Here is a 19,368-nt window from a genome sequence, read left to right as displayed (position 1 = left end):
CCCGCTGGTCCTTGCGCGGCACCGAGGCGAATACATCGGCCACGTATAACGCCAACCTGGCCCGAACACGGTTCACTTCGTGTGCATCCACACATTCAACATGCCCAGGAACAGCCCGAACCAGATGACTTAACGGAGTCCTACTAGTGCCGCATCAGGCAACGTTCGCCCTGTGGTGAAGTGTCACTCGATTGCTGCCCTGAGCGACACCGGACGGCCAGAATGATCACGTGGCTGAACGTGTGCGGGTCCGGGAGATCGATGACGACGAGGGCAGGCGATTGCTGCGGATCATCCGCAGAGGCACCGGTTCGGCGGTGACCTGGCGGCGGGCCCAGATGGTGCTGTTATCCGCCCAGGGCATGCCCGTAACGAAGATCGCCGAGGTGACCTTCACCAGCGACGACCGGGTTCGAGACGTGATCCACAACTTCAACGCCGACGGGTTCGACTCGCTCTACCCCAAGTACAAGGGCGGGCGACCGAAGACCTTCACCCTGCCGGAACGCCGGGAGATCAAGAAGATCGCCAAGTCCAGGCCGGCCGAACACGGTCTGCCGTTCTCGACCTGGAGCCTGGCCAAGCTGGCCGACTTCCTGGTCGCCGAGGGGGTGGTCGATGACATCAGCCACGAGGGCCTTCGGGTCCTGCTCCGCGAGGAGGGCGTCTCCTTTCAACGCATGAAGAGCTGGAAGACCTCCCGCGACCCGGACTACGCGGCCAAGAAGGCCCGCGTCGAGCATCTCTACGCGATCGCCGACGGCGAGGTCATACCCGAGGACAACGAACCCGAAGTCGTCTTATGCCTGGACGAGTTCGGGCCGCTCAACCTCCAGCCCCACCCCGGTCGGCAATGGGCCGAACGCGGCGGCCGGCACAAGGACCCAGACCGCGAGCCCCGGCCCCGCAGGCGAGCGACCTACACCCGCCCGCACGGGGTCCGCCACCTGTTCGCCGCCTACGATCTGGCCAAGGACAAGCTCTACGGCCACATCAAGCCGAAGAAGAACCGCACGATGTTCCTCGAGTTCTGCCGCTACTTGCGCAGCCTCTACCCGCCGGAGATCCACATCGCGATCGTGCTCGACAACTTCTCCCCGCACCTGACTACGAAGAAAGACACCCGGGTTGGTGACTGGGCCGCGGTCAACAACATCGAATTCGCCTACACGCCGACCAACAGCTCCTGGCTCAACCGGATCGAGGCCCAGTTCACTGCCCTGCGCTACTTCGCACTGGACGGAACGGACCACGCCAGTCACAAGGAGCAGGGCAGCATGATCCGCCGCTACATCATCTGGCGGAACAAGCACGCCGCCGACGAACGGCTACGCAGGGTCGTCACCCGGGCGAACGTTGCCTGATGCAGCGCTAGGCACCCGTGCGACGCACCCTCGACGTCGGCTCACGACCATCCCGGCGCCGGCGCGTCCTGCGTTCAGGCTGCGGCGCGGAAGACGTACGCCGTCATCGAGGCGGTGACCGGCCCCGGGCCCAGACGGGCCGTCATCTCCTCGATGACGGTTGCCCGAACAGCTGGTCCGTTGCCGCGCTCCTCAACGGCCGCGCGCACCGGTGTCCCTGTGAGGTACCCGGTGGCTAGGTCGGCAGTCGACACGGCCCGGCCCTGAAGCGTCAGCTCCTGCTCCTCCTCGACGGCGAACCCGGCGGCCGCCAGATCAGCGACTACGACAGCGGGGTCGGCGTAGCCATGCGGAACCGTCGGGAAGAACCGCGGTGGGTCGACCGGAAAGGCCCGTTCCAGCCCTGCCTGCAGCGCGACTTCGAAGGCGTGCGTCCCGAGCGGGCCCCAGGTGTTGAACAAGAACCGGCCGCCCGAGGCCAGCACCCGCCGGACCTCGGTGAAGGCCGCGACCCGGTCGGGAAAGAACATCACGCCGAACTGGCAGACCACTAGGTCGAAACCTCCGTCCGGGAACGGCAGCCGCTGCGCATCGGCCTGCCGCCACACCGCGCCCGGAACCCGGGCCGACCCGAAAGCGACCATGGCCTCGTTCAGGTCGGTGGCCGTCACTTCGGCCGACGGTGCCGTCGCGAGCAGGTTCGATGTCAACACGCCCGTCCCCGCAGCCAGTTCGAGGATCCGCCGAGGGTGGAGTGCCGCCGCCTTCGCGGTCAGGTCCTCGGCAAAAGGCCGGAAGACCACGGGCACGAGGTACTGCTCATAGGCCGCCGGCATGGACTCGGACCACCGCTGGTCGGCATTGATTCCCGTCACCCTCATGACGGTAGTGCCGCGCACGGAGACCTCTGCCCCGCCGCGCCGTCATGCACCCTGGAGCTAGCCGTGCCTGACAACGCGGCAGGGCAAACGTTCTCTGACACGGCACTAGGTTCTGTCTCATCGCTCAGCGCTGTACCCAGATGAGGTGGCGGCGAGGCGGAGTGCAGCCTGGTATACGCACGCGCCGCCAGGAGCGCAAGCCTGCCTCCCCGGCAACCGGCCACCGGGACAGGCCGGGACTGCCCGTGGCTGCCTGCGGACGACAGCGCCGGCCCGCCAGAACGATGCCACCCCCGATCGCTCGACGGGGCAGCATCACCGTGGACACGGCCGTGCCGTTCACCGGGACGGCCTGCCGCCCGCACGACACCACGTATGCATGTGCCAGCGACCCGGCCCTGCCCGGTCTGCCCGGCCGGCAGACCGGGCCGCGCCCTGCTGCTCCCTACTGGACTGCTCCCTGCTCAAAGACACCGCAGTTGGCGGGCTCATAGGGGGAGCCACGATGGTCGGCGAGAGGACGGCTTCGGCCTGGGGTGCCTGCCGCGGCGGCGGCTCCGGTGTTCATGGCCACGACGCCCCCCGGAGCCGCCTTCACCACCCGGGCCCAACCACAGCAGGCGGCGCGGCCCAGCCTGCCGGCCGGGCAGACAAGCGGATCAGGCCACCGACACACGACGTGTCACAGACCCAACGACGGGCCGCGGTGAACGGCACGGCCTGTCAGGAAGGGTTGCGTACCGCGGGATCAAGTGGGGGAACTCCCTTCGCGTCAGGGGGCCGGGGCTGTGTCTTGCAGGGGAGGCGCGAGCGGTCCCGGCCTTTGCCCCGGCCCTGGTGACCGGTTCGCGATCGGGGAGCGCTCCCGCTCCTTCCCGACCATCACGAGGACCAGCTGTATGGGACTCGTATTCGAAGGGGAGGAGCACGAGTCCCCGCACACGGCCGTCGATCGCGCCGATCCCGGCGGCGGCCGCGGCCCTCATTCTCCCGGTCTCCGTGCCGTCGACGCCCAGGCCGGCCCGAAACGGTGCCGACAGTTCCACTCCCTCTCCCCCACCAAAGGCGTCGATCTGTGGTGGAGCGGCAAACACGAGCGCCACGGCGGCAACATCCAGGTCCTGTCCGCCCCGGACTGCTTCCCGATCTGGACCTCCGCGGTCCGTCCCGGGGCCGCAGGGCTGGCGGGGGCGCCGTCCGCGGGGGAAGAAGCGCGGGTGATCGGCGTACTGACGGTTGGGAGGGGGAACGCCTCTACCCAACACCCGACCAGGAGAGTTCGGCCATCTTCTGCGCAGGTGGCGTCAGTGTTGCAGAGCCGGTGAGTCGGCGGGCGCATGTCGTGTGGCGCTGCGATAGGTGGAGATACCCAGGGCGAGCATCCAGTAGCTGAAAATCGCGCCCATCAGGGCGGTGGTACCCCAGCCGTTCGCCGCGTAGAAGTGTGCGGGGGTGTTGCCGAAGAACAGGGACGGCACGAAGACCAGGTTGGCTCCTGCCAGGACGAAGGCAGAGCGGCCGGTCCAGCGAGGTAGCAGGTTCGTACGGGAGATTCCGTAACCCACGGTGGTCAGGAACAGTGCGAGCATGAGGCGGCTGATCGTCCCGTAGAGGATGTAGGTGCCGCTGACCGTGATGGTCGGGTCGATCGGGTGGTCGGCAGCGATGACCGCGCCGGCCTCCAGCCCGCTGGAGACGAGGGTGATCGTCGAGTAGACCAGTCCGGTGGCGAGGGCCATCGTGCCGACCCATTCATAGGCGGGATTCGCTGCTTTGACCAGTTCACGCAAGGCTGTCACGAAGACGATCTGGAACGCCAGCGCGAGGATTCCGATCAGCAACCTGGCGAGGACGTTCGAGTCCGGCGGGGGGCCGGAGTAGATGAAGTACAGGGGTACTTCGACGATGAAGGCGGTCGCAGCGGCGATGGCGGCAAGGCCCGTCAGGCGCCTGGCGAAGGTTTCGTTCATGGCTGTCCCCCTGGGGTTTGTGTGGTGGGTTCCTCGTTGGTCCGGTGACGTGAATTCTGCGGCTCTCAGCGGGGCCTCGTCTCTGGGCCTGGACCGCGGATTGGGGGTGGTCCTCCCAACACCCCCAGCCGGGAAGGGGTTGTCCATGATGCCCACCGCCTGAAGGCACCGGTTCAGATCGCGTTCGCGGGCCGGTGCGGGCCGGATCCGTGCGGGTGTGGATACGGGAGAGCCAGGTTCCGTCCCGTGAGTGCCGGTCGGTGGGGCAGGATCCGGTTCGCGGGCACCCTGCACAGCAGCGCCCCGCACAGCAGATCGGCACCGGCGGCGGTGAAGGCCCGTGGCGGCGGCACGCCGAGCCGACCCGGCGACGGTCGCGATGCTGGACGCGGTTTCGGCCCGGTCGGGCGACATGGAGCTGGGCTGACCCCGGGGTCCGTGCCGTGAGGGTCTGCTCGCCGAGCTGACGGACCCTCACGGTGGTCGTCTCCGTGGTCACCCGAGGCTGCTCCAGAACGCGCAGTGGTGGCGGAGCCGAACCGTGCCCGTGGGGATGATGTGGTCCGGTGCCAGGGACAGCACCGTCTGCCGGGACCAGTGCGGCGACGACGGGCCGTTCGGGTCGCCGGTGCGGGCGAAGCGGGTCCAGTAGTCGGTCATGGTGTCGGCCAGCCGGTGCTGCGCCGCGGTCAGGTTGCGGGGGCGGCCGCCCAGGTCGAACAGGTAGGGTAGTTCGCTCGCGTGCGGCGCGCCGAGAGGGAACGGTGGTGTGCCCGAGGTGAGCGGCGGAGCGTGCTCGTCAGCGAACTCGTAGCGCCAGATGGGCACTTGGGCGGAGAGCAGGCTGCCAGTGTGCGCCGTCGGGCAGGCGAAGTTCGCGTCGCCGATGACCGCGCCGAACACCGGGCCGCCGTCGGTGCGGTGCACTGGGTACTCGCGGACGATTGCCTTCGCCTGTCCCGGGGCGGGGAAGAAGGAGGCCACGACGTCGGGCCAGGTGTCGGGCGTGATGGGGTGGCCGGCCTGGACGATGCCGGCGGCCCAGCCGTTGCCTTCGTCGTGGTTGTTGCCGATGAGCACGCGGACGCGGTGGAAGCGGCCCGCGGCGATCGCCGCTGCGGGGTCGCTGGGAAGCAACGGGGTGGCGTAGGCGGGCTGTTGATCGGTGTCCTGGGCCGCGAGCAGACGGGAGGCGGGCACGCGCCGCAGGCAGGCCATCACGTCGCGGGCGGAGCCGCAGCCGACCTTCGCCGCGAGGTCCGCGCCCGCGGTTCGCGCCGTGGACAGAGGGACGGAGGATGGGGCGAAGGGCCGGTCGGGGCGGCCCGTGCACGGGCCGCTCTCGACGATCGCCCGGTCGAAGAGTCCCGTGGCGGCGGGTGAGGCGAGCTGGGCGCAGACGCTGTAGCCGCCTGCCGACTCGCCGGCCAAGGTCACGTTGTGCGGATCGCCGCCGAAGGCGCCGATCCGGGCGCGGACCCAGCGCAGCGCCGCCTGCTGGTCGGCCAGGCCGAAGGTGCCGGAGCCGGGCAGCCCGCTGTGCGCGAGGAAACCGAGGGCCCCGAGGCGGTAGTTGACGGTGACGACCACGACGTCACCGCGGATGGCCATGCGGTGGGCGTCGTACGAGCTGCCGGCTCCGGTGGTGAAGCCGCCGCCGTGCAGCCATACGATCACGGGCCGGGGGCGTGCCGGTCCTGCGCCGTCGGGCGTCGTGACGTTCAGGTGGAGACAGTCCTCGTCGGTGCTGCCGCCGGGCACCTCGCCGACTGGCTGCGGGCAGGCGCTCGCGGGCCGGGTCGCATCCCGTACCCCGGGCCAGGGGGCTGCGCGGCCCGGCGGCGCCCAGCGCAGCCGGCCGACGGGTGGTGCCGCGTAGGGGATGCCCTCGAAGGTGCGGTAGCCGTCGTGGTCGGCGCCCCGCACCAGGCCGTCGTGGGTGCGTACCGTCGTGGTAGCGGCGGGCCGGGCGGGCTCCGTCGGTGGCGCTGCGGACCAGGCCGTCGCGAGCACGGCGGTCAGGACGCAGCCCAGGGTGGTCAGGAGGCGGTGCAGGCTCATCATCTCCCCATCCGGTCAGCTGCCGCCCATGCCGCCCTGCGCGGCGATCATGGTCATCGGCAGAGCGCGTACGGCTCTCTCCAGGCCGGGCGCGAGGGCGCCGAGACACCCGGTGCAGGCGTCGATTCTGGCCCGAAAGGTCTTCTGGTCCTGCCGGGAGACGACCGAGCGGACGCCGCCCGCAGCGGCCAGCGCCAGCAGCGCGGCGGCGGCGGCGGGGATCTCCCGCACGGGGTCGTCACCGTGCAGCGCCGTGCACACGCGGGCGCGTAGTGCGGCGGGCGCGGCGCGGTCCGTCACGGTCAGTCGCCGTGTGCCAAAGCGGGGGCGGGGCTCCCTCACGGTGAGGACTCCCATCGCGGCGAGCCGGTCCTCCACCTCCGTCAGAGTCCGCTTGCGGTGGCGGCGCACGAGGTCTTTCCAGCCGTGCCCGGCGGCGTCGTGCAGAACGCGGTCCAGGACGGGGTTACCGGTCGGTTCTGTGCCGGACACGGTGACCGTGCCGCCGTCCTCCCCGAGCCGGCCGAGCAGCGCGAGGTCGATCAGGGCGGCGGCACGAATCAGCAGCTCGGCCCGGGCACGGTCATAAGGGCCTTCGGCCGCTGCGTCGTAGGCGAGCAGGTACATCACACAGGGCAGGTCGTCGATCACACTTCGACGCTATGACCGGACACCCCGGCCCCGGATCGGCCACGAGAACGGACCGGCACTGGGAACGCAGGAGGGATCGCGGCACCGCCTCCTCCTTGAGGAGGAGGCGGTGCCGTCAAGGGCGGTGCCGTCAAGGGCGGTGCCGTCAAGGGCGTCGCGGTCGCACGAGCCCATGGTCGTAGGCGGCGACGACGGCCTGGACGCGGTCGCGCAGGCCCAGCTTGCGCAGCACCGCGGTGACATGGTTCTTGACGGTGGCCTCCGACAGGCGCAGCCGCCCGGCGATCTCCGCGTTCGACAGGGCTTGCCCGATCAGGGTGAGCACCTCCCGCTCGCGGCCGGAGAGGTCCCGCAGGGAGGGCGGCGGCGCCGGGTCGGGCGTGGTACGCAGGAAGCGGTCGAGGACGCGGCTCAGCACGACCGGCGCCAGCAGCGCGTCGCCGCGAGCGGTGAGGCGGACGGCGTCGACCAGTTCGGCGGGGCGCATGTCCTTCAGCAGAAAGCCGCTCGCCCCGGCCCGCAGGGCGGCGACCACGTGCGCGTCCACGTCCCAGGTGGTCAGCACGAGCACCCGGGCCCGACTGCCGGACTCCACGATCTGCCGGGTCGCCTCGATGCCGTCCACGACGGGCATGCGTACGTCCATGAGCACCACGTCGGGCGCCAGCTCCCGCGTCAGCCGCAGCGCCTCCCGGCCGTCGGACGCCTCACCGACCACCTCGAGGTCGTCCCGGGCGTCGAGGATCATGCGAAATCCGGTACGGACCAGGGCCTGGTCATCGGCCACCACCACGCGGAGCGTCATGACGCACGCTCCACCGGCAGCCGCGCCACCACCTCGAACCCGCCTCCGGGCAGCGGACCGGCGTGCAGGCTGCCGCCCACGAGCCGTGCGCGCTCCTTCATTCCCACAAGCCCGCGTCCCGCTCCCACCGCGGCCGAACTGCTGTGCGACGTAAGCCCGTTGTCTGCCACCGTGATTTTCACGCGGCCTCCTTCGGCCGTCACACACACGCTCACCTCGTCGGCGCCGGCCGCGTGGCGCAGCGTGTTGGTGACGGCCTCCTGGACAATCCGGTACGCCGCCAGGTCCACCGCGGCCGGCAGCCCGTCGGTGGCGCCCTCGCGGTGCACGTTCACGGTCATCCCGGTCGCGCGCACGGTGTCGGCCAGCTCGTCCAGGCGCGCGAGCGAGGGTCCCGGCTCCCGCTGCTCTCCGGCCCCGTCATCGTCCAGTTCCAACCGGAACGCACGTAGCAACAGGCGCAGTTCGCCGAGCGCCGAGCGGGCGCCCGTTTCAATGGCTTGCAGCGCCTGCCGAGCCTGTTCGGGCCGTTGGGTGAACACATCGTCGGCAGCGCCCGCCTGAATGACCATCACTGACAAGGAGTGCGCCACGACGTCGTGCACCTCGCGCGCGATCCGCGCACGCTCCTCCATCACGGCCCGGCGCAGCTCCGCCCTCGTCCGTGCCTGCTGCGCCCTGCGCCACTGCCCCCCGGTCCACGCCAGGACCACCGCCAGCACATAGACCGTCAGACCCGAGCCGCCGCCCGCCCCGAACGCCAGCGGCGCGGGCAGACACATCGCCGCGAGCGCCCGCGCCGACTCCCGCCGCGGCCGGATGGCCGACACTACGCACAACCCGACCTGCGCCGCGAGCATCGCCCCGGTCAGGGTTACCGCGGGCAGCAGCGCCCACACCGCGAACCCCGTCGCTGCGTTCGCGGCCAGTACGGTGACCGGGGCGCGGGCCTGCCACCTCAGGGCGCAGGTCTGCGCGAGGACCAGGGCCACGGCCACGGCCAGCCGTTGGCGGTGCTCCGCGCCGGCGACGAGTACTGAGGTTCCGAGGACAGCGAGCACCAGACCGGCCGACCCCCACCACAGCGCCCGGGCCGCCCGGGGCGACACCACGTCCCGCCCTTCCCCGCCGAGCGCGTCGTCCGGCTGCCTACTGCTGCGGTCCACACCCTCGACCCTACCGGCACGGGATCTGTCCGTCGCCGAGCCAGCGCGTTCATGATCTGCCGGGGAAGCAACCCTGCGGGTAGGACCGCTGGGTTGCCTCCACCTGCCGGCGATCGGAGCGGCCGACCTGGGAACCAGCACCAGGCCGCCGTAATGCGCTGAGCCCAGGACAACATCGCCTCCTACGGCGGCAATCCGCGCAGGGTGCGGTTCCACACCCATCGGATTCCTACTGATCTCTTCGGGTTGTTGTCGGGGGTGGTGACGTGTGGTGATCCCTGCGGTAGGCCGGTGGTATGCGGTACGCGCAGGGTGGTGGGCTGACCGCGGATCGGCGGCGGTTTCGCGAGCGGATCCGGTACGAGGCCGGCGAGCGGTTCGCTCGTGGAGAGAGAACCGCGGTGATCGCGAAGGATCTGCGGGTCAGTGAGCGGTCGGTGGAACGCTGGCGTCGTGCCTGGCGGGAGGGCGGAATGGACGGGCTCGCCTCCACGGGGCCGGCGAAACTGCCCAAGCTGTCCGACGAGCAGTTCGCCGAGCTGGAAGGGGAGCTGGCGCTGGGGCCGGCTGTGCATGGCTGGGAGGACCAGCGCTGGACTGTGGCCCGGATCAGGGAGTTGATCGCCAGGAAGTTCCGGCTGGACGTCTCGTCGGCGGGCGTGTGGCGGCTGATGCACCGGCACGGCTGGTCCTGGCAGTCGCCGGCCCGCCGGGCGCTGGAGCGCGACGAGGGTGCGGTGGGTTTGTGGAAGAAGGATGTGTGGCCGCAGGTGGAATGACTGCGGCGGCGCTGGGGGCGTTCATCGTCTTCGAGGACGAGGCCGGGTTCTCGATGACGCCGCCATGCGCCCGCACCTGGGGCCGGCGCGGGCTCACGCCGGTGGTGCGGGTGCGGGGCCGCTCCTGGCGCCGCTGGTCGATCGCCGCCATGTGCTGCTACCGGCCGGGCGAGACTTCGCGGCTGATCTACCGGCCGCGCCGCCACCGCAAGCACAAGGGCAAAGGACGCGACAGCTTCTCCTGGAGCGACAACCGCGACCTGGTCGTCCGCGCCCACATCCAGCTCAAGGCCCCGATCGTTTTGATCTGGGACAATCTCAACACCCACCGGGCCGCGGGGATGCGCGAGTACGCCGCGGCACACGACTGGCTCACCATCGTTCAACTCCCTTCTTACGCACCGGATCTGAATCCGGTGGAGGGCGTCTGGTCGCTGTTACGGCGCGGTCCCTTGGCCAACACCGCCTTCACCGACGACGAGCACCTCGAACGCACCCTCCGCCGGGGGCTGCGGCACATTCAGCTCCGTCCCGACCTGATCGACGGCTGCCTTGCCGGCACCGGACTCACCCTCGCGCATCGGCCGACAACAACCCGAAGACCTCAGTAGTCTGGACGCATGGAGCACCGGATCTTCAGGACGAGCGTCGCCTCGGTCTACCCGCACTACCTCGCCAAGGTGGAGCGCAAGGGCCGCACGCAGGCTGAACTCGATGAGGCCATCCGCTGGCTGACCGGGTTCGACGAGACGACCCTACGTCGCCAGCTTGACGAGGAGGCGACGTTCGCGGAGTTCTTCGCGGACGCGTCCCTGAACCCGAACGCCACGCTCATCACAGGTGTCGTGTGCGGGGTGAAGGTGCAGGAGATCGAAGATCCGCTCATGCGGAAGATCCGCTACCTCGACAAGCTCGTCGACGAAATCGCACGCGGCAAGCCTATGGAGAAGGTGCTCCGCACGGCATAGACGCAGCTCGCCTCCCATCAAGCTGCGCCATCTTGAAGTAGCTGATCAAGGTGGTGGCGTGAGGGTCGTTCGGGGTGCTCGTGCTGGTGGTGGGCGGCAGTCTGAGGTGTAGATCGTCTGGTGGGGTTGGTCTTGCGGGTTCTCGTCCGTCCCGAGATACAGGAACGGATCGCCGCGCGTCGTGCGGAGCTGGACGGACTCGATGAACAGCTGGTCAAGCAGCTGGCGGAGGTGCGGGCCGAGCGGGATGAGCTTGCCGTGGCCGAGCGGGTGTGGCAGCGGATGAGTGAGCAGCTCGCCAACGAGCGGGCCCAGGCCGGATCGCCGGTGTTTCAGGTGGCGGGTCGGGCAGTGAGGGTGGTCCCGGAGTGTGGGCCGGGAGTTTTGGATTCCGCGTTGCCGGCGGAGTATCAGCGCGTCCTGGCTGCCGTGCGGGCGGCCGGCAGTCCGGTCGCTATCCGGCAGATCGGCGAGGCGCTGGGCGTGGACACCGGGGTGCGGGGCAAGCTGGAGCCGCTGCGCGGGAAGCTGACGAAGCTGGCCGACCGCGGCTGGCAGCACAAACGGCCCAACGGGAAGTTCACCCTCCGCCCGTGACCGGCCCGCACGGACGGCAGGGCGTAACCCAGGTGCCCCCGGCGGCTGTTGGAATCGTGTGACGAAAACCAATAAGCATGCCGGAAACACTGTGTCCCTGGTCCACCACTGCCGCCTGCCGCTGTCCACGCGCACCGTGAACCACCTCGCCGATCTGCTGCGCGGCCACCTGAAGTCGATACGATCCAGGTGGCGGGCACTGCCGGCCGGGAGGATCGCCACCATCGTACTGGCCGCGCTGCGGCACGATCAGCGCCTGGCCGACATGGCCGGCAGCCGCGCGCGACCGGGCCTGCTGCGCGCCCTGTTCGTCCTGACGAACCTCGAAGGATCCCGCTGACCGATGATCTACACCCGAGACCTCCGCCCGACACCAGCATGCCCCCCGAACGACCCCCACCACCACCCTGACCAGCTCCTTCAAGCGGGCGCAGCTTCACTGAAGCTCGCAGCCACGGAGCGTCCCGGAGTCCACATAGGTTTCCGAAGCCCGATCGCCAGTCACCGGAAAGTCACATCCGGCGCGGTACGGCTCCGTCCTGCCAGCGGTAGAGGTCGCGCAGCAGGGAAATCTCGGCGCCGTGATGGATCAGCTCCCTGTTGACGTGCAGAACCCTGTTCTCCATGGGAAACCGCTCGGGACCCACCGTGGGCGGATTCTCCAGGTCAGCGTCCGAGAGTTCGCGGACCCCCGCGTTCCATCTCCCATACATCTCATCGAGCTGTTTCAGCGCCTCGTCAGCGGTCCCCGCGTAGGCGAATGCCTCGGAGTCGACGTCCTGACCGCCGAAGTACCATCCGACCCGATAGCCCAGGCACGAGACAATGATGTGCGCCAGCCGCCAGGCAATCGTGGTCACCGGCGCCGGCACCGGGTCAGGGGACGCGGAGTCCATCGTCCATTCCCCCGAGCCTTCCGACATCGGTGCGGCCGACGTGCCACGTGGGCGGATGCTCCAGCATCCGCGCACCGGCTCCCAGAAGTACTCCTCGTCGGTAAGGCCGTCCAGCCGTGGCCGCAGGTTCTTGGTCCAGTACCAGTCCAGCTGGTCCGCGAGCCGCTCGCTTCTTGTCATTTCCGCACACTACATACAACGGAGACCCGGCTGCGCCCCTCGCGGACGCCGTCGCCGACCGTGGGCCGCGAGAGCGTACCGCACCGGGAGTTGACTTCCTCCCCCGTCTAAATGCGGGGGATTCCAGCGGTCACCCGCTGGGTCTCCTGTTTCACCGACGACCGCCCCGTCCGGGAGGGCTCCCGTTGAGGTCTTACACCGTCTCCACAGGCAGACACGGCCAGCCCGGCCGCCAGAATGTTGCGTGCCGCGTTCACGTCGCGGTCATGCACGGTGCCGCAGTCGCACGTCCACTCGCGGACGTTCAGCGGCAGCTTCTCACGGACCGTGCCGCAGGCCCCGCACAGCTTCGAGCTGGGGAACCACCGGTCCACGGTCACGAGACTGCGCCCGTACCAGGCGCACTTGTACTCGAGCATGGAGCGGAGTTCCGTCCAGGATGCGTCGGAGATGGCGCGCGCCAGCTTGCCGTTCTTCAGCAGGTTGCGGACGGTGAGGTCCTCGATCACGACCGTTTGGTTCTCACGGACGAGCCGAGTCGACAGCTTGTGCAGGAAGTCCCGGCGCCGGTCGGCGATGCGGGCGTGAATGCGGGCGACCTTTCGGCGAGCCTTCTCACGGTTCGCCGACCCCTTCGCCTTACGGGACAGCTCCCGCTGCGCTTTGGCCAGGCGGGCGCGGTCACGGCGTTCATGCTTCGGGTTGGCGATCTTCTCCCCGGTCGACAGGGTCACGAGCGAGGTTATGCCCGCGTCGACGCCGACCGCGTTCTTCGTGGCCGGTGCCGGGGTGATGGCGTCCTCGCACAGCAGGGACACGAACCAACGCCCGGCCGCGTCACGCGAGACGGTCACCGTGGACGGTGCCGCACCCTCCGGAAGGAGGCGGGACCAGCGGATGTCCAGCGGCTCCGCCATCTTCGCCAGAGTCAGCTTCCCGTCGCGCCACTTGAAGCCGGAGCGGGTGTACTCGGCCGACGGCCGGGACTTCTTCCGGCTCTTGAAACGCGGATACTTGGCACGCTTGGCGAAGAAGTTCGCGAACGCCGTCTGAAGGTGCCGCAGCGCCTGCTGAAGGGGCACGGACGACACCTCGGCCAGGAAGGCCAGGTCCTCCGTCTTCTTCCACTTGGTCAGCGCGGCGGACGACTGCACGTAGGAGGTACGGCGCTGCTCGCCGTACCAGGCGCGGGTGCGCTCCTCCAGCGACTTGTTGTAGACGAGGCGGACACAGCCGAACGTGCGCGACAGCTCCGCTGCCTGCTCGTCCGTGGGGTAGAAGCGGTACTTGAAAGCCCGCTTCACCTGCTGCGTCATGCTTCACATTCTATCAGTTCCCATGTAAGCAACGCCCGTTACTTGGATGGCAGAGCAATTTTCGCCGCTGCGCGGCTCCGATCCGAGGATGCGCCTCCTCCCCGCCCTGAAGGACGGGGCTTCCACGCAAGGAGATTCCGATGACGCTGGGGGCTGATGTGCCCTGCAGGCCGCGCCGCCGCGAGTGGCTGTTTGACATTAACAACCCGGCTCGCTGGGTTGGGTTCAATGGCCCAAATGCGACGGCCTTGACCCATGATATGACGGATGATCAAGTTCGCAGACGCCCGCCCGAGATCAGCATGAGTATCCCGAGCGAGCGCCAGGCCAGAGCCTCAGACCAGCATGTTCGAAGATGGCGAAGACTCTATAAACGCCAGGACCACGCAACGGGCGACCACCGTCGAGGAGGCGCGCGTCGAGCCGACCATCGAGTGCCGAGCGGAAGCGTTGACCCTCGGCATCTTCAACCTCGCCCGCCACCAAGGCATTGTTCAGGACAGGGCAACGCCCCACGAAGCTCCCGACGTCGATGCCACCCCTTCTGAGCCCAGAGACCGCGGCTCCTGCCCACAAGCTCGAACGAAGACGCGCGTGCTACGACGCACGCAGGGTCCGGTGCACCGACAAGTGCAAAGTGTATGCGGCTGGTGACGATCAAGACACCCGTGACCGTAGCGAGGCGTGGTCGTGATCTCGACTTGGCAGGGTGGCCACATGAACACTCTGCGGCGGGACCGTCGACCCCGCAGGAACTCGAGTCAGGAAACGAGCCCGGTCATCCGAGCATGCAAGGCTGCCGTCGGCCTCATGCTCACGCTGGCCGCCATGACGTCCGTCCTCTCCGGGTGCTCCTCCAGCGGGGCAGCCGACGTGAAGCTGGTCGTTCCCTCGGTCTTCTACGTTTCCCGCGATCCGCAACAGGCCGCATCCGACCTGCGGGTCGAAGAGAGAGCCGGCGGAGCGACGGTCAGACTGAGGGTGACCTTCGACGCCAGTGATCTGAAGGGCATCGTCACCGTCAAGCGGGCGCTCGATGCATGCGCCGTCCACTTGCCCGTCTACCACTGCGACACGCAGGCGGGTCCAACGGGTGGAGGCGGCATCCAGGCCTTCCACCTGAGTCCCGCGAAAGGCGCGAAGGCGGGTGACTCCGGGGTGCTGCGCTACCGCGTGACCGCGCCCGGACTGCCGCCCGTCAGAGGCCACTCCCTCATCGTGGTCGGCAAACCGAAGCTCCGTGTCACGCTTCACCCCGATCCCGGCCGGGTGGAACCTGGCGGGAGCCTGTCGGTCGGACTGACCGTACGCAACGTCGGCGACGTGGCCGCCCGTGGAGTGGCCCTGCGCATGACAGCACGCGACGGCATCACCCTGACCGACCGGCACCGCAACTGCCGCTATCGAGGCGGCACTTCGGCGTGGTGTCGGCTCCTCGCGGACGACGTCGTCATTCCGCCCGGCCGGTCGTACGGCCTGGATGCCCGCGAGCACTTGCGGGCCGCACCGGATGCCACCTATCCGACCGTCATCTTCAGTGCTGATGCCATCGGCACCGACTACGTGCCCCCGGCCGAAATCGCATCGACGTACCGTGCCGGCAGCGGACCTCCACTGCATTTCGTTCCGGCCTCCAAGGCCGACGCCGGTGTGACGAGCACAGCCGGCGACGATCCACAGGTGCTGCACGTGACCGTCCACAACCAGAGCGAGCTGGCCGCGGTCGCCGACACCGCGCGCGGTCCCATCGGCAGTCACGCCACCGTGCGGATCGGCGTGCGGAACAACGGTCCCGGTTCGCTGACGGCACCGGTGAAGGTCGTCTTCACGGTGCCCGAGGGCACCACTGTCATGGCGTCGCCATACCGCTTCGAACGCGACGAGGAGGTGATCGACCAGGACTGCCGGGCCGTCACCGCCGACGGCACGCCACTTGCGGAAGCCTCCGCCAGGCAGCCGAGTGCCAGACGGTACGTGTGCAAGGCGCGCGTCGGATCGGTGGGGGCCACGACGACGTTCCCGTTCACTCTGCGCATCGACAAGGACAGCGCCGACGACAGTGGCCAGGTCACGGTCTCGGACAGCGACCCGCGACACCCCAGCGGCGACACCGAGCCGGCTGATGACGCGGCGGACGTCGCCGTGTCCGTGTGGCCGGGGCCGGCCTGGGCCACCCCCGGCTTCTACATCGCCGCTGCTGTCGTCATCCCGCTGCTCAGCCTCGCCGTCGCCCTGTACGCGCGGCGCCGTGCGGCATCGCGAGGACATCGGGGATGAAGCCTGTGTAGCTCGCCCGCTCCCCGCACGCGGGAAGCATGGCGCGAGGTCCCGCGCTGACCACGGGCGGATCAAGATATGCCTGGAATGTCCAATCGGGTGAAAGGTGAGCTCCGGACGAACCCGCTCCGGCCGGGAGGGCGTCGTGCGGGTCATGGATGTGATTCACGAGGTGCACGTGTCGGAACCGGGCCTGGTGGTGGTCGACATCGCGGCCGCCGATGACCAGACCGCGTTCGCCTTTCACGCCGCACTCGCCGCGATGTGGGCCATCACCACCGTCGAGCGCACAAGCCGCGGCCCCGGACAACACGGGGTCCGGCTCCGCTGCTACCTCGACATGCGCCAGTCCCCCAGGCCTTGAACCAGGCCACCTCCGGTGCGGCGGACATATCCGCCGCACCAACGCGTCGCCGACACCCAAGCAACTGCGCGGCCGGACAGGCGTCCGGGCCCACCGGTCGGATCAATCGGCGCAGGTGTCGAGCCTGGACGACAGGGCCGACTTCTCCTGGTCGGTGGTGGTCAGCTTCCACACCGATTTGATGTGCGTGTAGTTCTTGGCATACGTGCACCAGAACGCGTGATTGGTGGGCTTCCAGTCGGCCGGCCCGCTGTCGGACTTCAACTGTTCGCAGACTCCGAGGCGATCAGCAGTTGGGCGTCCTTGAGGTCGTTGGCGAAGGCTTTGCGCTGGTCGACAGTCCAGGTGTCGGCGCCGACTGGCGAGGAGCGCTGTTCCATGGGCGTGATATTCCGGGTCTGGCAGTAGTACCGGCGTGGTGTCAGAGGCAGGGGTTAGGGTGCATCGCCGTGGACGCTACTGATCTTGACTACCGGGCGCGGACGCAGACCGGCTGCATCCCTCCGCATCTGGTCGCCCGGCTTCTCGAACTTGGCCATGCCGAGAAGGTGGAGTTGTCGGCCGGCCGCGGGGAGTGGTTCTGCGCGCGGGAGTGGGCGCGGCTGCTCGGCGAGCAAGGTCGGCAGGCCGAGGCGCTGGAGGTGCTCGGCCAGTACCTCGCCACCGGCTGGTGGACTGCCACCGAGGCTACCGCCGAACTGCTGGAGCTCTGGGGTCGGGCCGAGGAAGCGATCGAGCTCACGCGGGCCCGGATGGAGGCCGGGCACCCGATGGCGCTGGAGTCCTACGCCCGGCTGCTCGCCCGCCATGGCCGCGGCGACGAGGCGTTCACCTTGTTGCGGCCTCACATCGACGACTACTTCCTCGCCAGAGCTCTGGTCGACGTCTCCGAAGGCGCCGGCCGCGACGAGGAAGCCACCGCGCTGCTTGCGGCCCGGATCCCGGCCGAGCACCGGTGCGACTCGCCGTGGTGCTGCCGGGCTCTGGACCCCGACATGGCGATCGGCCTGCTCGCGACGATCCGCGGGCGCCAGGGTCGCGTCGATGAGGCGATCGCCCTGCTGCACACCCGCAATGGTGCCTCACTCAACGGCCGTGACCAGCTTGCCGACCTGCTTGCTCGGCACGGGCGGATCGAAGAACTGCGTACCTATGCGGCGGCCGACGACCTTGGGTACGCCGTGCAGCGGCTCGCGGAGTTGCTGGAGGAGCGCGGCGACGTGGAGGGCGCGATCGCAGTGTACCGGCAGACCGACGAATCAGCCGCCCGCCGGACCAACTCGACCGTGTTGTTTGCGCACCTTCTGGCCCGGCACGGCCGCGGCGACGAGGCGATGGACGTGATGCGCGCACTGGCCGATTCCCACAGCGGTGACGACTGGATCCTCCACACGCTGTGCACTCTGTACACCGACCAAGGGCGCCCCCAGGATGCCCTGGCCCATCTCGATGCTCTCAAGGCACGCCGCGGCGGCGAGGAGGAGTGGGACCTGTTCTGGATCCGGCTGCCGCTGATGGCCGCCTGCGGCCGCGTTGATGAAGCGGTCGAGCAGGCCCAGGCCCACCCCGAGGGCAATACCTCGTACGCGGCGCCGCACATCGCCGAGCTGCTCGCCGGCGCTGGACGTACCGAGGAGGCCATTGCCGTTCTCGAACAGCACTCGTCAGCCAATAGCCATGACCTGGCTGGGTACCTCATCGACCTCGGCCGCATCAAGGAGGCTCTGGTCGTTCTCCAGCGAACCGGCGCCCGGCCGCCCGCCAGGCCGTCGGCCGGCCCATGGCACGACAAGCCCCCGTTCTGAGGTTCTGCCCGGCACAGCCCTGGCGGTCCGCGAAGCGGTGACCCGGCCGGGCGCCCACCTCGCCCGGTTGGGCCTCGGCATACAACTGGTCGTACGTGGGCGCCTCGGCGCCGCTGTGGGAGCGCTGACCGCCGCGCTTCGACGACGGCTGGTCCTGTCCTGCGTGGACGACTTGCTCGCGGTCCTGGACTCGCCCGAGCGGGCGCGTTCCTTGTCGACCGTGCGCGAGGCGATCTCCTTCGCCCGCTCGGTGCTCTCTCCACGCGCTTCGGCGCTCTCCTGGATGTGCTCTTACCGGCGTTCCCGTTTCGAGTTCGACGCCGCGTGGCAGGACCGCTGTTCCTTCCTGCTAATCCGGTGGTTCCTGTATCTCCCCCTCGGTCTCGCTTTCGCCTTCTTGCAGTTCTTCCGCGTCAGGCGAGGGTTGCTTCACCTCTTCCGGCATGTCGTCGGTGGGCGGTGGCTCCCGCGGGACGGGCCCTTGGGAATCCTGCTCGACTTTCCCGTCTTTCCTGTCTTTCCCATGGTCCATGGAATTGCTCCGATGAGTCTTCGAGCCGTGATCCTCGATCACGAGTGGGCGGCCGCGAGCACCTCGTCGGCCAGCGGTTTGTCCAGGGCCGCGTGGACCAGACCGTCCGCCAGGCGGGGCATCTCGCGTCCCGCGACGAGGCTGCTCAGCTTCTCGGGCGAGGACGGCAGGCCGAGCCGGCGGGCGCCGTCGAGGGCCTTGCGGTCGATGTAGGGCGCGAACTCCTGCCACAGGCCCTGTACGTCGCGCAGGAAGATGTCGGCCCCCGTCGGCCCGATCCCGGGGATGTCCATCAGGGCCTGTCTGGGGTCGGGTTCCTCACGCAGCCTGCGTAGATCGCCGTCGTAGCGTTCGAGGAGCAGTTCCGCGCCCTTGCCGAGCATGGTGGACGTGCGCTCGTCATAGCGGCGGTAGCCGCCCTCGCCGAGTGCGTCCACGCGTTCCTGCCAGGAGGCGTCCGCCATCGACCGCGCGTCACGCAGTCCGGCGTCGAACAGTGCCCGAGCCGCGGCGACCGCTGTGTCGGCCCTGATGCGGGCGCTGAGGAGGACGGCCAGCACGAGCGTCTGGTACAGGGGGCCCGGGGTGTTGCGCAGTCTGATACCGGCCTGCGCGGGATAGGTGTGTTGCTGCCGATCAAGCAGAGCGCGGACGACAGCCTTGTCCGTCACGCCGGACGTCTTCTTGGTGGATTTCCTGTCGGTCTTCGTACTCATCGCCCGTCACCGACTCGTCACCGTTTCAACAGTCTTTTCG

Annotated in this window: 18 protein-coding genes and 3 pseudogenes; 10 read left to right on the top strand and 11 right to left on the bottom strand. The window is 69.1% G+C overall.

What is annotated here, in order from left to right:
* The first annotated feature begins 230 nt into the window (after positions 1 to 230).
* Positions 231 to 1,364: an IS630 family transposase gene (locus AB0I54_RS44355; RefSeq protein WP_363302056.1), complete on the top strand. Its 1,134-nt coding sequence runs from the start codon at positions 231 to 233 to the stop codon at positions 1,362 to 1,364.
* A gap of 74 nt (positions 1,365 to 1,438) precedes the next feature.
* Here the strand turns inward: AB0I54_RS44355 and AB0I54_RS44350 are convergent, their stop codons facing one another.
* Positions 1,439 to 2,245, bottom strand: coding sequence for a class I SAM-dependent methyltransferase (locus AB0I54_RS44350; protein ID WP_363302055.1), 807 nt, complete (start codon positions 2,243 to 2,245; stop codon positions 1,439 to 1,441).
* A gap of 1,055 nt (positions 2,246 to 3,300) precedes the next feature.
* Here AB0I54_RS44350 and AB0I54_RS44345 point away from each other — a divergent pair.
* Positions 3,301 to 3,417 (top strand): annotated as a pseudogene (locus AB0I54_RS44345) (IS5/IS1182 family transposase); the annotation flags it as partial.
* Positions 3,418 to 3,549: 132 nt separating this feature from the next.
* Here the strand turns inward: AB0I54_RS44345 and AB0I54_RS44340 are convergent.
* From AB0I54_RS44340 to AB0I54_RS44320, 5 genes are all read right to left on the bottom strand, one after another.
* On the bottom strand, positions 3,550 to 4,215 hold the full coding sequence (locus AB0I54_RS44340) for a hypothetical protein (protein ID WP_363302054.1): 666 nt from the start codon (positions 4,213 to 4,215) through the stop codon (positions 3,550 to 3,552).
* 495 nt (positions 4,216 to 4,710) lie between these two features.
* Positions 4,711 to 6,276 (bottom strand): carboxylesterase family protein, encoded by a 1,566-nt coding sequence (locus tag AB0I54_RS44335; protein ID WP_363302059.1) that lies wholly within the window; start codon positions 6,274 to 6,276, stop codon positions 4,711 to 4,713.
* Positions 6,277 to 6,291: 15 nt separating this feature from the next.
* The gene (locus AB0I54_RS44330) at positions 6,292 to 6,927 is read right to left on the bottom strand and encodes a GPP34 family phosphoprotein (protein ID WP_363302053.1); all 636 of its coding nucleotides are present in this window, start codon (positions 6,925 to 6,927) and stop codon (positions 6,292 to 6,294) included.
* 145 nt (positions 6,928 to 7,072) lie between these two features.
* The gene (locus AB0I54_RS44325) at positions 7,073 to 7,732 is read right to left on the bottom strand and encodes a response regulator transcription factor (RefSeq protein ID WP_363302052.1); all 660 of its coding nucleotides are present in this window, start codon (positions 7,730 to 7,732) and stop codon (positions 7,073 to 7,075) included.
* On the bottom strand, positions 7,729 to 8,898 hold the full coding sequence (locus AB0I54_RS44320) for a histidine kinase (RefSeq protein WP_363302050.1): 1,170 nt from the start codon (positions 8,896 to 8,898) through the stop codon (positions 7,729 to 7,731). The genes AB0I54_RS44325 and AB0I54_RS44320 overlap by 4 nt, the downstream gene beginning before the upstream one ends.
* A 296-nt stretch (positions 8,899 to 9,194) precedes the next feature.
* On the opposite strand from AB0I54_RS44320, the gene AB0I54_RS44315 reads away from it, so the two are divergent.
* The 5 genes and pseudogenes from AB0I54_RS44315 to AB0I54_RS44295 all read left to right on the top strand — a co-directional run.
* Positions 9,195 to 9,677, top strand: a complete 483-nt coding sequence (locus AB0I54_RS44315; RefSeq protein ID WP_363302049.1) for a winged helix-turn-helix domain-containing protein — start codon at positions 9,195 to 9,197, stop codon at positions 9,675 to 9,677.
* Positions 9,674 to 10,288, top strand: a complete 615-nt coding sequence (locus AB0I54_RS44310) for a transposase (protein ID WP_363302048.1) — start codon at positions 9,674 to 9,676, stop codon at positions 10,286 to 10,288. Before AB0I54_RS44315 ends, AB0I54_RS44310 begins: the two co-directional genes overlap by 4 nt.
* A 9-nt stretch (positions 10,289 to 10,297) precedes the next feature.
* Complete coding sequence (locus tag AB0I54_RS44305; RefSeq protein WP_363302047.1) at positions 10,298 to 10,645, top strand: DUF2200 domain-containing protein; 348 nt, start codon at positions 10,298 to 10,300, stop codon at positions 10,643 to 10,645.
* 132 nt (positions 10,646 to 10,777) lie between these two features.
* Positions 10,778 to 11,242, top strand: coding sequence for a hypothetical protein (locus AB0I54_RS44300; RefSeq protein WP_363302046.1), 465 nt, complete (start codon positions 10,778 to 10,780; stop codon positions 11,240 to 11,242).
* A 97-nt stretch (positions 11,243 to 11,339) separates the two neighbouring features.
* Positions 11,340 to 11,489: pseudogene (locus tag AB0I54_RS44295) on the top strand (IS5/IS1182 family transposase); the annotation flags it as partial.
* A gap of 265 nt (positions 11,490 to 11,754) precedes the next feature.
* Here the strand turns inward: AB0I54_RS44295 and AB0I54_RS44290 are convergent.
* Together AB0I54_RS44290 and AB0I54_RS44285 are read right to left on the bottom strand one after the other, a co-directional pair.
* Positions 11,755 to 12,318, bottom strand: a complete 564-nt coding sequence (locus AB0I54_RS44290) for a DinB family protein (protein WP_363302044.1) — start codon at positions 12,316 to 12,318, stop codon at positions 11,755 to 11,757.
* 107 nt (positions 12,319 to 12,425) lie between these two features.
* Positions 12,426 to 13,634 (bottom strand): RNA-guided endonuclease TnpB family protein, encoded by a 1,209-nt coding sequence (locus AB0I54_RS44285; protein ID WP_363302043.1) that lies wholly within the window; start codon positions 13,632 to 13,634, stop codon positions 12,426 to 12,428.
* A gap of 810 nt (positions 13,635 to 14,444) precedes the next feature.
* Here AB0I54_RS44285 and AB0I54_RS44280 point away from each other — a divergent pair.
* A complete protein-coding gene (locus tag AB0I54_RS44280; protein ID WP_363302042.1) occupies positions 14,445 to 15,911 on the top strand; it encodes a hypothetical protein in 1,467 nt (488 codons plus the stop codon).
* Positions 15,912 to 16,017: 106 nt separating this feature from the next.
* On the top strand, positions 16,018 to 16,275 hold the full coding sequence (locus AB0I54_RS44275; RefSeq protein WP_363302041.1) for a DUF6207 family protein: 258 nt from the start codon (positions 16,018 to 16,020) through the stop codon (positions 16,273 to 16,275).
* 102 nt (positions 16,276 to 16,377) lie between these two features.
* Here AB0I54_RS44275 and AB0I54_RS44270 read toward each other — a convergent pair whose 3' ends face one another.
* On the bottom strand, positions 16,378 to 16,539 hold the full coding sequence (locus AB0I54_RS44270) for a hypothetical protein (RefSeq protein WP_363302040.1): 162 nt from the start codon (positions 16,537 to 16,539) through the stop codon (positions 16,378 to 16,380).
* Positions 16,540 to 16,724: 185 nt separating this feature from the next.
* On the opposite strand from AB0I54_RS44270, the gene AB0I54_RS44265 reads away from it, so the two are divergent.
* Positions 16,725 to 18,080 carry a hypothetical protein gene (locus AB0I54_RS44265; protein WP_363302039.1) on the top strand — a complete coding sequence of 452 codons (1,356 nt, stop codon included), beginning with the start codon at positions 16,725 to 16,727 and terminating at the stop codon, positions 18,078 to 18,080.
* A 67-nt stretch (positions 18,081 to 18,147) separates the two neighbouring features.
* Here AB0I54_RS44265 and AB0I54_RS44260 read toward each other — a convergent pair.
* Together AB0I54_RS44260 and AB0I54_RS44255 are read right to left on the bottom strand one after the other, a co-directional pair.
* Positions 18,148 to 18,365: pseudogene (locus AB0I54_RS44260) on the bottom strand (plasmid stabilization protein); the annotation flags it as partial.
* 285 nt (positions 18,366 to 18,650) lie between these two features.
* Positions 18,651 to 19,328, bottom strand: a complete 678-nt coding sequence (locus AB0I54_RS44255; RefSeq protein ID WP_363302038.1) for an endonuclease — start codon at positions 19,326 to 19,328, stop codon at positions 18,651 to 18,653.
* Positions 19,329 to 19,368 lie beyond the last annotated feature (40 nt).

This window comes from Streptomyces sp. NPDC050625 (assembly GCF_040654755.1).
In the GTDB taxonomy this organism is placed as follows: domain Bacteria; phylum Actinomycetota; class Actinomycetes; order Streptomycetales; family Streptomycetaceae; genus Streptomyces.
This window is presented reverse-complemented; position numbering and strand designations above follow the sequence as displayed.